This is a genomic window from Oribacterium sp., from assembly GCF_057249185.1.
Window position 1 is genome coordinate 1 of sequence record NZ_DBHIGR010000049.1, and the last position, 13157, is coordinate 13157.

General features: G+C 42.0%; 13 protein-coding genes. 11 read left to right on the forward strand and 2 right to left on the reverse strand.

Annotated elements, in window-relative coordinates:
- Positions 1–572 precede the first annotated feature (572 nt).
- The 11 genes from ACO4PX_RS04290 to ACO4PX_RS04340 all read left to right on the forward strand — a co-directional run bounded on the left by ACO4PX_RS04290 (position 573) and on the right by ACO4PX_RS04340 (position 11382).
- Positions 573–989, forward strand: coding sequence for a prepilin peptidase (locus tag ACO4PX_RS04290; protein ID WP_314999815.1), 417 nt, complete (start codon positions 573–575; stop codon positions 987–989).
- A gap of 30 nt (positions 990–1019) precedes the next feature.
- On the forward strand, positions 1020–2039 hold the full coding sequence (locus tag ACO4PX_RS04295) for a P-loop NTPase family protein (RefSeq protein WP_315365513.1): 1020 nt from the start codon (positions 1020–1022) through the stop codon (positions 2037–2039).
- 174 nt (positions 2040–2213) lie between these two features.
- The gene (locus tag ACO4PX_RS04300; protein WP_472689782.1) at positions 2214–3383 is read left to right on the forward strand and encodes a TadA family conjugal transfer-associated ATPase; all 1170 of its coding nucleotides are present in this window, start codon (positions 2214–2216) and stop codon (positions 3381–3383) included.
- Between the two features lie 178 nt (positions 3384–3561).
- On the forward strand, positions 3562–4110 hold the full coding sequence (locus tag ACO4PX_RS04305; protein ID WP_472689783.1) for a type II secretion system F family protein: 549 nt from the start codon (positions 3562–3564) through the stop codon (positions 4108–4110).
- 214 nt (positions 4111–4324) lie between these two features.
- The gene (locus ACO4PX_RS04310; protein WP_472689784.1) at positions 4325–5710 is read left to right on the forward strand and encodes a hypothetical protein; all 1386 of its coding nucleotides are present in this window, start codon (positions 4325–4327) and stop codon (positions 5708–5710) included.
- 90 nt (positions 5711–5800) lie between these two features.
- On the forward strand, positions 5801–6040 hold the full coding sequence (locus ACO4PX_RS04315) for a Flp1 family type IVb pilin (protein ID WP_314343986.1): 240 nt from the start codon (positions 5801–5803) through the stop codon (positions 6038–6040).
- A gap of 42 nt (positions 6041–6082) precedes the next feature.
- Positions 6083–8113: a DUF5702 domain-containing protein gene (locus ACO4PX_RS04320; RefSeq protein ID WP_472689785.1), complete on the forward strand. Its 2031-nt coding sequence runs from the start codon at positions 6083–6085 to the stop codon at positions 8111–8113.
- Between the two features lie 109 nt (positions 8114–8222).
- Positions 8223–9116, forward strand: coding sequence for a hypothetical protein (locus tag ACO4PX_RS04325; RefSeq protein ID WP_485571651.1), 894 nt, complete (start codon positions 8223–8225; stop codon positions 9114–9116).
- 46 nt (positions 9117–9162) lie between these two features.
- Positions 9163–9657 carry a hypothetical protein gene (locus tag ACO4PX_RS04330; RefSeq protein ID WP_485571653.1) on the forward strand — a complete coding sequence of 165 codons (495 nt, stop codon included), beginning with the start codon at positions 9163–9165 and terminating at the stop codon, positions 9655–9657.
- 67 nt (positions 9658–9724) lie between these two features.
- On the forward strand, positions 9725–10036 hold the full coding sequence (locus ACO4PX_RS04335) for a hypothetical protein (RefSeq protein WP_485571654.1): 312 nt from the start codon (positions 9725–9727) through the stop codon (positions 10034–10036).
- Between the two features lie 53 nt (positions 10037–10089).
- Positions 10090–11382 carry a DUF6382 domain-containing protein gene (locus tag ACO4PX_RS04340; protein ID WP_485571656.1) on the forward strand — a complete coding sequence of 431 codons (1293 nt, stop codon included), beginning with the start codon at positions 10090–10092 and terminating at the stop codon, positions 11380–11382.
- On the opposite strand, the gene ACO4PX_RS04345 is transcribed toward ACO4PX_RS04340, so the two are convergent.
- Positions 11273–12136, reverse strand: coding sequence for a CPBP family intramembrane glutamic endopeptidase (locus tag ACO4PX_RS04345; RefSeq protein ID WP_485556427.1), 864 nt, complete (start codon positions 12134–12136; stop codon positions 11273–11275). The genes ACO4PX_RS04340 and ACO4PX_RS04345 overlap by 110 nt on opposite strands.
- Positions 12137–12217: 81 nt before the next feature.
- A complete protein-coding gene (locus ACO4PX_RS04350; RefSeq protein ID WP_485571657.1) occupies positions 12218–13096 on the reverse strand; it encodes a GGDEF domain-containing protein in 879 nt (292 codons plus the stop codon).
- Positions 13097–13157 lie beyond the last annotated feature (61 nt).

Below are 13157 nucleotides of genomic sequence, written 5' to 3' on the forward strand. Positions count from 1 at the left end.
TCTTCCCCTACGTAAAAGGAGCCCTCCGCTATATCCTGCATAATCAACTCCTTAGGAGGATTATTCTTTCCCCACTGGGTAGGATTCCCGTTTTTCTCCATAAATTCTCTGGCCTTTTCGTACAAAGGCATAATCTGCCGTAAATCTTCCGGCTTTGCTTTTCGAATCTGTAGCATAACGGTCATCCTCCTAATCTCTTTAAAGTTTCTTTGGAAAGTATCTTTGAAAAGCTTCTTTGGAAAGTATCTTTGAAAAGCTTCTTTTATAAATTCCTGTTGAAATCCTCGTTAAAAAGCCCCTTCTTGGACTTTATGTCTAAACTTATATGATAGCTTTTTTCAGCGCGAAATAATTACTAAATTTTCTATCAAAACTTATTTGTTTTCCACAAAGACTGTCTTTTTTTCTCTCATTATGACTTTTTCTTTTCTCAGGGCAGCGGATAAGCTGATATCCTTACACTTTCCCCTATATACTCCACATTCGGATATTATCCGTAAGTGGATATTATCCGAATGTGGAGTATAGGAGATTCCTAAGGCTACCGCTATAATCCATTTCAGGAGGTGGATATGCCTTATCTCAAACATCATTTTCTTTATCTTTTTCTACTCTATGCAGCCATCAAAGATTTACAAGAACGGAAAATCCCCAAAGTCTATTTTATACTTTTTCCCTCATTCTTTTTCTTCCTTCTTGCTTTCCCCTTTGAAGCCGCAGATCTGAAAAAATCCCTTATTACCCTTATCTACTGGATTCTAAGTCTTTTCGTAAGCTATCCCCTCTTTTATTTCACCGCCGCCGGAGGAGCAGACTGGAAACTATGCTCTCTTCTTATCCCCCTTTTACCCTTGGAAGAAAGTCTTCCCCTTCTCCTCCTGGCATCCCTTTTCTCTTTCCTTCTATTTTTCTTTTGTCATATAGAAGACATTCCTTACGCTTTTTCTCTCTTTCTCGGCTACACCCCGATTATGCTGATGAAAGGATAAATTCTAAATTTCCACAGAAAGGATATCGTCATGGAAAAAATTCTTGCCATCTACGATGAAGACGCCCTGTATTGTAAACGCCTTAGCCTTTATCTTCGACAAAACACCAAGCTTCCCTTCCAAATCTATCCGATTCTTAACAAAGAAAGCCTGGAAAGCTTCTCCAAGAAAAAAGAAGTGGATCTTCTGCTTCTCTCCGAAAAGAATGCGAAAAACCTTCATTTTTCTCCAAAATCCCACAAAACCCTTTATCTTTCCGAAGAAAATCTGCTTACAAAGCAACGGAAAGAAAATTGTATCTACAAATACCAGTCCGGAGACCAAATCATGCGAGAAATTCTGGTGCAGTACGGAGAGTTGGAGCTTTTAGCGGAAGGCGGCCAGCATCGTGCGGATGTATTTCTGGTTTACAGTCCCCTTGGTCGTTTGGGAAAAACCACATTTTCCAAAGCCTTAGCCAAAGAATTGGGAAAGAATAGAAAGACACTCTATCTCAGTCTGGAAGAGTCCGCCTTCTCTCCAAAGGAGCAGGAAAAGGAGAAGGAGAAGGAATGTTTAACGGAAGCCCTATATCACTTTAAGGAAAATCATCTGACCCCGATGATTTTACGAGCCCTTTCCTATGCAAAGGATAATTATGTCACCATCCATCCCGTTCGAAGTCCGGAGGATATCAGCAGTGTCTCTCAACGAGACCTTTCTCTTTTCTTGGAAAAAATTGCGGAAGAGGCGGGCGCCGATGCATTGGTTGTAGATACCGACAGCAGTATGAGTCGTTATCTGGAATGTTTCACCCTGGCCAGAAAAGTCTTTCTTCCGGTTTTAGAGGATCGGAAAAGCAAGGCTAAGCTTTCCGTTCTTCAACAATACTTGGAGAAAAATGCAGGAGAAGGCGTAGCGGAAAAATTCATCCAATGCAATCTCCCCGCTCTAACGGAAGAAAGCGCCGCCTCCCCTGCTTTGGAACAATACTGCCGGGAGCTCTTATTACGACAGGTATACGAAGAAGAGCAGATGGAAGCGGAGCAATACCGAAAAATGGCTTTATAAGCCTTTAATCGAAATAAATATCGAGATGTTTATCGAGATAAAGATAGTTATCAGAATCATAATGTGATGTGAATCTTAATGTGAATCTTAATGTGATTCTTAATTTGAATCTTAATATAAGCCTTAATGCGAATCTTAATGCGAACCGTAAGGTAAATCGGAAAGGAGCTTAAAGTGCTGGCCCTGGATCAGGTAAAACAAGAAATCAAAAAGGAGCTTTTGCTGGATTTGGAAGAAAAACAAGTCAGTGACAGCCATTTATATCAGGAAATCGACTCTGCCCTTTTAAGCCGAAAGGATCTGGCTTTACGAGAAAAGCTCTACTTAAGAAGCGCGGTTTTTGACAGCTTTCGAAGGCTGGATCTACTTTCCGAACTATTGGATGACGGTACGGTCAGTGAAATCATGATAAACGGTCCAAAAGAAATTTTTGTGGAAAGAAAGGGGCGAATGGAGCGCTGGCAGGGCTCCTTTCAAAGTGAAGAACAGCTTGCGGATTTGATTCAGCAGATTGTTTCTCGCATCAATCGTGCGGTAAATACCAAAAGCCCCATTGTAGACGCCCGCTTAGAAGATGGCTCCCGTGTTCATGTGGTGCTTCCTCCCATCGCTCTAAAGGGACCTACCGTCACGATACGAAAATTCCCGGAGCCCATCACCATGAAAAAGCTGATTCAGCTGGAAAGTCTTACGGAAGATGCCAGCCAATTTTTACAGACTTTGGTTCGTTCCTCCTACAACATCTTCATTTCCGGCGGTACCAACAGTGGAAAGACTACCTTCTTAAACGCACTTTCCCAGTACATCCCTAAGGAGGAGCGCATTATTACCATCGAAGATAGCGCGGAGCTGCAGATTCAATCCGTGGAAAACCTGGTTTCTTTGGAAACCAGAAATGCCAATGCAGAGGGAGAAGGAGCCGTCAGTATCTCCGATTTAATTAAAGCCTCCCTCAGAATGAGCCCGAACCGCATTATCGTTGGAGAGGTTAGAGGAAAGGAATGTCTGGATATGTTAAATGCCATGAACACCGGTCACGACGGCAGCATTTCCACCGGTCACGCCAATTCCTCTACGGATATGTTAAAGCGTATGGAAACCATGGTGTTGCAAGGCGCAGACCTCCCTCTCCCATCCATTAGAAACATGATTGCCTCCGCCATTGAAATCATGGTCCATCTAGGAAGAACCAAGGATCACAAACGGCGGGTTTTGGAAATATCGGAAGTTATGGGGATTGAAAATGGAGAAGTTAAACTCAAAAAATTATATCAATACAATGGCAAAATTCTTGAAAAGCTGTCGGATCTCCATAACGAAGACAAACTCCGTAGTCGATTATAGAGAGTACAACATTTATCTCTCGGAATACCTCTTCCTATGGGTCAAGTTTCTATTGCTCCTTCTTCTCTTTTCTTATGCCTTTTACCAGCATATTCTCTTCTTTTTGCTTCTGCTTCCCTTCAGCTTTTTCTATCCTTTTCTCCAAAGAGATAAATTAAGAAAGAAGCGTCAGGAGGTATTGGTTTCCCAATTTAAAGAAATGCTTTCCATCCTCAGTGCCTATCTAAGTGCCGGATATTCTTTGGAAAATGCTTTATTCGCCTGCATTCCGGATCTGGAAAATCTTCTGGGAAAGAAATGTTATATGGTGGAGGAGCTAAAGCAAATCAAACGCTCCCTTTCCATGAATCGCCCTCTGGAAGAATCGCTTTCCCAATTTGCTCTTCGTTCCGGCGTTGATGATATCCATAATTTCTCGGAAATCTTCCTGGTGGCAAAGCGCTCCGGAGGAGATCTGATTCAGATTATTCAGCAAAGCAGCACAATTATTCGGGATAAACTGACCATTACCGAAGAAATCATCACCCTCAATGCCTCCAGACGATTCGAGCAAAAGATTATGAACGGTGTACCCTTCTTTATGATTTTTTATCTAAATGCCAGCTCTCCGGAATTTTTCCGGATTCTGTATTCCACCATTATGGGAAGAGGAGTAATGAGCTTCTGTCTCTGTATCTACCTTCTGGCTATTTACCTCTCCCAAAAGATTATTGCCATCCCCGTGTAAGGTTTATCAGAGGGCATATATTTCCTCTGACATTTCCGCCATCTCCGACATTTCCCCCATTTCTGGCATTTCCGACATTTCCACCGTCTTCGGCATTTCTTCGTGTCAGTTGTTTCTTTCGCATCTCGTATTTCTATCATGTCTCCCATCTCCGGGCGTCACCCAAAAAGGACTATCTATGAACCCTTACACTATAAAGCAAGAACTCAAAAAATTGTGGTTTCGTATTCCCGGCTCTAAAACGGAACTGCTGAAAAAGCAAATCCTTATTCTGATTGTTTCCTTTCTTCTTGCTGCCCTCCTTTTCATGCAGGGAACAGAACAGCAATTCCTCCTCCCCGGAAATCAAATCCAAAGAGAGCCTATAGGTGGAGTAGAGAAAAAAATCCCCCTCAATGTTACGGGAATTTCAGGAAAGAAAAAGGAAGAAATCTATGTCACGGTATCTCCAAGACTCTATAGCAAGGAAGAAGCGGATAAAACTTTTGCGAAGCTGCAAGAAAAAATGGAGAGCTTGATTCTAAGCGAGGAAGACAGCTTCGACGGCATCTCCGGAAATATACAGCTCAAAAAAATCTTTAGCCCGGAAAACATCAAAGCCACCTGGAGTTTTCGTCCGGAAAGCTTATGGACCAATCAGAAGGAAACTCCCCTTCAAGATAGCGATAAAAGCTACACAAAGTATAGAGATATTTTAGAAGACTCAGGACAAATCCATCATGAGTATCTGGAAAAAGACCAGATTCTTACAGGAACATTGGAAGTAGTTCTCAGCGCCAATATTCATCCTGAAGAGGAGGTGGAAGGGGATGAAATCAGCAGTTTCTTTAATGAAAATAATGAAATCACCTACAACTCTCCCACCTATTCCTATCCCCTTCGTATTTTACCCTTAAAGCTAAGTGAAACCGAGGCCTTGGAAATGGCCCTTCAAAATACATTACAGTACAGTAATGAGCATACCCGCTCCAGGGATAAACTGCTTTTGCCCAAGGAAATTATGGGCCATCACATTCATTTTTCCGAAAAAAAGAATTTTCGCTATCTTTTGATTCCGGTTCTGGGACTTTTTGCCTGCTTTCTTCTCCCTTTGCAAGCTTTAGAGCAACAGAAAACCCGTCAAAAAACCAGACTGTCCTCCCTTACCCTGGATTATGCAGAATTGGTTTCCAAGTTAGTAGTTTATCTTGGAGCAGGCCTGGCCATACGGAACAGCTTTTCGGAAATTGCCAAGCACTACAACTATCTGGTGAAAAATTGTCATCAGGAATCCCACCCCTTATATGAGGAGTTAAATACTCTCTTAAATCAACTGGCAAGCAATGTGGGGGAGGGAGAAGCCTATCTGAATTTTTCGAAAAGAATTGCTTTAAAGCCCTATGGCAAGCTCATCAGTCTCATAGAACAAAACAGGAAAAATGGCAGCAAGGATCTTTCCCGGCAGCTCCATATGGAAATGGAGGAAGCGTTTTCCGTACGAAAACATATGGCAAAGCGTCTGGGAGAGGAAGCCGGAACCAAGCTTCTGCTTCCTTTAATACTACAGCTCTTTGTCATTATGCTGATGATTCTGTATCCGGCCATGCAATCCCTACACTAAAAAGACGAAGAGAGTTCTTGGAAAACAGCAAGCATTCTCTTTGCCCATACATTCACCCGGCAATCATGCCGCACACAAAAGGAGGTTACGATGTACAAATACGCATTAGAAGATGCCCATTATGCAGTGGACGCCTGGCTTTTTTCCAGAATAGAACAATGCAGGAAAAAACGAAGGGATTTGCTGAATGGTGATGAGGCCATCGGCACCATTGAGTTGGTTCTCATTATGGTGGTCTTAATCGGTTTAGTTATTATCTTCAAAGCCAAAATTGTTAAAGTGCTGGAAGAGATTATGAAAAAAATCGAAGATCAAAGTAAGGGTATTTAAAGTGCTTTCTTGATACTTCCCCTTTTTGGAAAGGAAGAGTTTATGGCGAAAAAACAATTCTCCGCATCGATTACGGTATTTCTTTCCCTAATCTTTGTTCTGGTAGCTGCACTGGTGCTTACCATTGCGGAATCCGCCAGAACAATCTCCCAAAAGCTCTATATGCAAACCGCCTTAAACAGTGCCATGGAGTCCCTTTTTTCGGAATTTCATAGGCCTCTTTGGGAAAACTACCGTATATATGCCCTGGAATTTCGAGATGATAAGCTGCTGCAAGAAGAACTGGAGGGCTTCACCTCCCTTTATACAGAAGCCAAGGATCTCTTTCCATGCAAGGTGGAGAAGGAAGACTTTCTCTTTCCCAATCGGGGAATCCTTTGCGAAGACCATTATTTTGAAGAAGAAGTGCTGGAATACATGCCGGCACTTCTGGCAAAGGATGCCATAGAATTTTTAGGAGAGAAGAAAGAAGACACGGAAGCCCTTGCTACTCTGGAGGATTTTCAAAAGAAAGAAAAAGAATCCAAAAGTATAGAGGAATTACAAAAAAAATATTCCCTAAGCCATCGAGATATTGAAGCCTTGGAAGGACTGATTGAGACCATCGATATGGAGTGCAAAGCTTGTGCAACACAGCATAAGAACGGCGCAAAAGCACTTTCTGCCCACAATCCGGGAGCTTTTTATTCTTCCTGTGCCGGCTTTACTGCCGGACTGGAAAGAATTCAGCAAACTGTTCCAAGGTACCAATCCACTGCCGATTCCCTTCGGGAAAAAGTAGCCCAGTTGCGGCAACACTTTGAAGAAGAAAAGCCAAATTTGGAAGAAGACGGCATTGCCGCTATAGAGGCTGAATTAAGCAGCTACGACCAATATTTGGACGCGGAGGGCAGCATAAGGCAAAACATTGAAGCTCTTCCGCCAAAGTGTGACAGCTTAAAAGCACAGGCAGAAACGGTGAAGCAAGAAGTAAAAGACTTTGAGGAATGGTTAGAGGAAGAACGAGAAGCAAGAAGGGAAAATGAAGACGAGGAGGACGATGATGAAGAAGACTTATCCCAAGAAATTCAAGACTTTTATCATTCCACAGAAGCAGAATGGAACAGCTTTTCCCTTCCGGCCTACAACGGACAGGTCACAAAAATTAACAAGCAAAATAGAAAAGCCTTGGAAAACCTTAGAAATCTGGGTAAGAAAAAGCTCTTGGAATATCTCCTTCCCGAGGGAGTACCCTGTCCAAGTGATGATGAAAAATACGCCGTACCTCCCGGATTTTCTACAAACTCCAAGGCCAATCCCTTACAGGTGGGGCTTTTGGGAGAATACTCTTTACGGTACTTCCATTCCTATCATAAAAAGGATGACGATAAATCCATTCCCTATAGCGGAGCAAACGGCATGGAGGTGGAGTATCTTATCCACCAGAAAAAGAGCGACTATGCAAACCTTTCGGCACAGGTCCTGTCTCTTCTAGCTTTCCGAGAAGCTATGAACTTTATCTATATCATGAAAAGTCCGGAGATGCGGGAAGAAGCCAAAGCCTTTGTCACAGCCTTTCTCGCCGTTACTTTAAACCCCATCGTGATAGAGGTTTTTACCCTCTTCGTCATCGGTATTTGGGCCTTTGCCCAATCTCTAATAGACGTCAGACAGCTTTTGGATGAAAAACGGGTTCCTCTTATGCATAGCGAAGAAAGCTGGCGGCTCTCTTTATCTCATCTGCTTACTTTCAACATAAATGAAGAAGGTGGCGACGAAAATCAGGGAAAGCACGGACTATCCTATCAAGATTATTGCAGAGCCTTTCTCTTTGCCTCCGGATGTTTGTCCCAAAGCAAAGTCAATGACAGAATGCTGTATTGCATGGAGAAGAATATCCAAAGCACCGTATCAGAAAAGGAAAGCCAATTTCAATTAGAGCATTGCCTATATTTTCTTTCCACAGACGCCGGAATTAAGTCCAAGCACAGCCTCTACCATAAAGGATTTTTGGAAAGTCTGGGGCTTCGCCCGGAAGAGCACTACCAATTCACCCTTCATTCCGACTATAAATACAAAAATCTCAGCCACTAAGATTCCAATACCGAATATCATAAAAGCGGCAATGGTTCTAAACAAGCTATGGTTCTAAAAGAGCTATGGAGCAGCCGTTTTCCTATAAAAAATAGCAAGAGGAGTATTTATGAAAGTCCAAAGCAATTTTCTTTCCTTTCGAAAACCAAGACTGTGTAGAAAAAAAATGGACAAAGCGGAGGCTTTATTCTCCTCTTCCTTTCAAAAGAATCTGCTTGCCTCCCTGACGATAGAAGCAGCCTTTTCCTTAAGCCTTTTTCTTTTTGCCATCATCATTCTGATGACTCCCCTTTTTATCTTGAACCGGGAAATCCGCATCAGCCGAGAAATGGAGAAGAACGCCAGAATCCTTTGTATGGCCAAATATCTGGAACACTATGGATTGAAAAAAACAGATATCGCGGATATAGAGCACATCGATCAGATTCTGGAAATTTCGGAAACCGCACTGGAAGACATCCTTCTCCCGAATACTATTCCCACGGAGGGAATGGAAAACATTCAAAGCTTTCGCTCCCATATTACCGAAGAAGATATTTATCTGAACTTACAGTACGACGAACCCATACCCTTCGGACTTCTACAAAAGAAGAACATGAGACAGGAAATCGTTGCCCATAGAAGAGCCTGGGTTGGTGCCAAGGGTGCCCGTTGGGAAAAAGAAGAAAATGCAGAAGAAGAGAATGAGGAGGAAATGGTTTACGTGATAGACGGGCCTTCCAAGGTCTATCATCTGTCTTCGGATTGCACTTACATTTCCAATGACTTTCTAAGCTGTAGCGCCAGAAGAATCGACGGTACAAATGCAAAATACGGTGGAAAATTCTGTCCCTGCAAAGCCTGCCACCCGGATCCAAACAGTCCTGTAGTGTACTACACCGAAGCCGGAAGAAGATATCACAGCACTACCGACTGTCCGGCCATGCGTTCCAGCGTCCATAAGATTCCGCTCAAGCAGGCTTTGGCGGAGGGCAGACATCCCTGTCCCAGATGCGGTACATAAGGCTTAAATAAATCGAAAAACTTGTATAGAAACAGGAGGAAAGAGTATGGCGGAACCACAGTTTTTTACTATCAGCAAAGGAATTCTTTTTCTCCTGTTCTTTGCTTTCACCCTCTTTTTCGACTGTCGAAAGCAAAGAATACCCTCTATGATTTTTTTGCTATTTGGGGGAATCCTGCTCATCCATAGCATTTTCTTTAGGAAGGTTTATTATGCTTTCTTTTCTTCCTTATCCATGGAGGAATTCTCCTTGATCCTTCTCCCTACTCTTTTCGCTTTTTTTCTTCTTCTCCTTTCCAAGTGGAGCAGAGAAGCCATAGGCTACGGGGATAGTTTATTTATTCTGCTTTCCTCTTTTTATTGTAATGCCTATCATTTCTTCTTTTTGATTATTACCGCCTTCTCTTGCTCCACCATAGTATCCATGTTTTTGTTTTGTTCCTGCAAGCTGAAAAAGAAAAATCCTAAAAACTGCCGTTTTCCCTTCCTTCCCTGTTTTCTCCCCGGAGTACTGTATTTGCTTGGTATTTCCTTTTTCTAAACAAAAGGGAAAAGGATAATCTGTGCTTCGAAATAATTGATTATACATACACTAGAAAGGAATCCCTATGCATACCATTGAAACCACTGTTCTCTTAGGTATTTGTTTTTTATGCCTGGTAATCCTTTTACAAGAAAATATCCAACTGCATGAACGTATACGGGAGAAAGCACAGGCAGCCTATCGCGAAGAAGTAGAAAGCCATAGTCTGGAAAAACCCAAGGACTATTTTAAGGTAGAGCTCTATACTCGCTTCTTTTCCGTTGCTGAGGATTTACTTATACGAAAAAAAGGCGAAAACTCCGGGTCGGAAGAAAAGAACGATAGTTCAGATACTAAGAAAAATACAGAAGAAACAGGAAAAACGGGAAATCCTTAAAGCCCCTAACCTCCATTATTCTTATAAAAGCGCAGATAGAGAAAGGAATATCCATGTCAAACTACAGTCCTCAATTTAAAAATGACTTTCAACACAGCTTTATGTATCTTCATAGCGTTCCTCAAGAGGAAAATCATGAGCAAAAGATTCTTCGGCAATGTCAAATTCCGGGAACCTTGTCCTTTCGCCTGTTGGAGGAAGGAGGGGAGAATTTCTTACAATATGATTTTTCCCCTTATCAAAGGGCCTGCCTGTATTTTTCTCAAAGAAAAATGCGACTATCACATCTTAGTGCACTATTCCTCTCCCTACAGAATGCTCTACGAAATATGGAGGAATATCTTCTCTCTCCTTCACTCCTATCCATTGACTGGGAAGAAATCTTTTATGATGTGGAAAATCAGCAATTTCTCTTTCCTCTCATTCCCTTCAAAGAAGAATATCCGGAAGAAGGCTTGTCCGCCCTTTTGGAGCAGATATTGGAAAATATTGATGAAGAAGAGGAAGCTGTAGTATTAGCGGCTTTTTTACTGTATCAAGAGCAAAAACATGGCGGCTTGCAATTATCCCGTATCCTGCAAATCCTTCATATTCAAGAGCAGAAACAGCTTGTTCCAAAATCGGAAGAAAAGGCAATAAGCTCCTCCAAGACTATGCAAAAAAGTCCCCGGACCTCATCCCACGCTTTTTCCGGTGAAAAAGAATCGTCCCAAGTCAGTCCTAAGCCCTTCGGCGGAAAAACAACAGCTTCTCCATCCTCTGAAGAATCCGAAACCAATTATACGGAATTGGATTTATGTCAATGCTCCAGCTCTTCCTTCCAAAAACAGGAGCAGGAAACGCCTGTGTTTACTACAAAATCCGCTGTAGATTCCGATCATTTCCAAGAAGAGCATTCCTATACGGATGCAGCAAATACCATTCCGAAGAAAAAAGGATTCCTGGCATCTCTTCATTTGCCTTCTATTATTGCTTCTCCTGCTTCTTCCTCTGCTTCTTCTCCAGATTCTCCCTCTCTTTCCTCGCCTGTTTCTTCTTCAGCGTCTTCCTCTCTTGCTTCTCCTGTTTCTTCTCCAGCTTCATCCCCTGTTTCTTCCCTTTCTGACCGTGAACAAAAGAAAAGAAAAAAGGAAGGCAGAAAGAAAATGCTGCTGGGCATCTTCCTTATGCTCTTCCTTCCTTTAGCTCTATTCTATTTCAAGGGCTCCGGTTTTCTATTCCATTATCTTCCCTTTGTTATTCTGCTGGAACTGGCTCTTCTTCTGTATACAGCTCTGGATTATCTAATTCTGCTTCTTTCTTCCCCCGGAAGTGAAGATAAGCAAAAATGCAAAACATCGGAATAATGCAAAGATAAGACATAATATTGATAAATCCATTGACTAAAGCTGTATCTAAAAACGGAGGCAAAGTTCCGCTTAAATTATTCACGCCATGGGCCAGTACAGTGAAAAACAAGGATCTGCTTTTCTTCATGAAATAACCAAGGGCTATACCGGTCATAGCGGTATAAACGGCCTGAATAAAGCTTCCGTGCCATACACCGAACATCACACCGGAAAGCACAGCAGGGAACCAAAGAATATCCGTTACTTCTTCAAAGCTGCTAAAAATAATGCCGCGGAATAAAATCTCCTCTACCAGCGGTCCCACAACCACGATGGCTAAGAATGTCCAGATAAAGGGTCCCTGATCCAGATCATCGTATAGTGTGGAAAAGGCCTCTGATTCTTTTCCTAAAAAGGAGATATTATTTCCCACAAACTCCGCAAAATTCAACCAGATGGTTGCCAATCCTCCTACACCGAATCCAATGACAATGGCAAAGAGGATATTTTGCCAAAGCGGTAGACTTACTTCTGCCTGCTTTCTTGGAAAGACCTTACGATAAAACAGATAGCATATCACCGATAAAACCACAGCAGTAGTCGCATCGATAAAGCTGGCACTGGTATCGATAAAGGACTCGCTTACGGCAAATACATCAAATGCTTTATGAATGATAAAGATGACAACATCTCCAATGCGGTCATAAACAAATAATACAAGTAACGGCAGGAATAAAAACAGCATTTTCCTTTTGTCCATCAAATTCTCCATTGTTTCTCCTTCTCTACTTTTCCTTTTTACTTTTTGAACAATATTTTTTCGACATTTTTTTCAAGATAAATAAGTATTTTTTTATCCCAGCACCACTGTTTTGCCAATTTTCACGGTATTCCTTTGTTTTTTTGCAGAATATAGCATATGATCCGCAAGAGGCATAAGGCTTTTCACCATAGATTTCGCATAGTAGCCCCCGATGCTTAAGGTAATATGCAAATCCGGGTATTCTTCGAAGCACAGCTGCTCCACTTTTTTTCGGATACGATGAAGCTTTCTACGGAAAGCCTCCTCTGTGATTTTGGGAAAGCAAAGAATAAATTCATCTCCCCCATATCGAATCAGTTGATCCGAACTTCGAACACAGGATTGAATCAAATCTGCAGAAGTTCTCAGAGCCAAATCCCCCACTGCATGGCCATAGCCGTCATTTATATCTTTAAAATGATCAATATCAATCATGGCCAGGGCTTGATATTGCTTTTCCTGTACCTTTTCATCGTAAAATCTTCTGTTCCAGGCCTTGGTAAGACTGTCGGCATAAATAGCCATATCCAGATGAGCTATCTTTTCAATCACCCCACCGGTTCCGGACACTCCCATTAAAGCAGATTCTTCCATGGAAGACACCATTTCAATAACATAAGGCACTCCTTCAATTTCCGTATATTGGGCAATCACAAAATAGATATCATCATCAATAAATTCAAACTTCTCTGCCCGACCCTTGGTAGACATGGCTTTAGCAACAATACAAAATCTACAATCTCCTCTTCGATTCCATCGTGCCTCACAAACCGAATGTAGTTCCTCTACGCGGTTTAGATAAAGCTTTACCACCTTTTTGTTCCGCGGGTTAACAATACTGACGGCATGAAATGCGGATGCTAATTCTTTAAGTCGTAACGTAATAGTGTCATAATCCAGATTTAACCATGAATCTGCCCTGTCACTCATTCTTTATCCTCGTATTATTAAGTTGTAGCTTTTCTTTACCTGTTCTTGGTAATCAGCTACT

What these genes read in the sequence shown, in the direction of transcription:
- ACO4PX_RS04290 (WP_314999815.1), top strand. Translation starts at nt 573, where the DNA reads ATGCCTTATCTCAAACATCATTTTCTTTATCTTTTTCTACTCTATGCA.
- ACO4PX_RS04295 (WP_315365513.1), top strand. Translation starts at nt 1,020, where the DNA reads ATGGAAAAAATTCTTGCCATCTACGATGAAGACGCCCTGTATTGTAAA.
- ACO4PX_RS04315 (WP_314343986.1), top strand. Translation starts at nt 5,801, where the DNA reads ATGTACAAATACGCATTAGAAGATGCCCATTATGCAGTGGACGCCTGG.
- ACO4PX_RS04320 (WP_472689785.1), top strand. Translation starts at nt 6,083, where the DNA reads ATGGCGAAAAAACAATTCTCCGCATCGATTACGGTATTTCTTTCCCTA.
- ACO4PX_RS04325 (WP_485571651.1), top strand. Translation starts at nt 8,223, where the DNA reads ATGAAAGTCCAAAGCAATTTTCTTTCCTTTCGAAAACCAAGACTGTGT.
- ACO4PX_RS04330 (WP_485571653.1), top strand. Translation starts at nt 9,163, where the DNA reads ATGGCGGAACCACAGTTTTTTACTATCAGCAAAGGAATTCTTTTTCTC.
- ACO4PX_RS04335 (WP_485571654.1), top strand. Translation starts at nt 9,725, where the DNA reads ATGCATACCATTGAAACCACTGTTCTCTTAGGTATTTGTTTTTTATGC.
- ACO4PX_RS04340 (WP_485571656.1), top strand. Translation starts at nt 10,090, where the DNA reads ATGTCAAACTACAGTCCTCAATTTAAAAATGACTTTCAACACAGCTTT.
- ACO4PX_RS04345 (WP_485556427.1), bottom strand. Translation starts at nt 12,136, where the DNA reads ATGGAGAATTTGATGGACAAAAGGAAAATGCTGTTTTTATTCCTGCCG.
- ACO4PX_RS04350 (WP_485571657.1), bottom strand. Translation starts at nt 13,096, where the DNA reads ATGAGTGACAGGGCAGATTCATGGTTAAATCTGGATTATGACACTATT.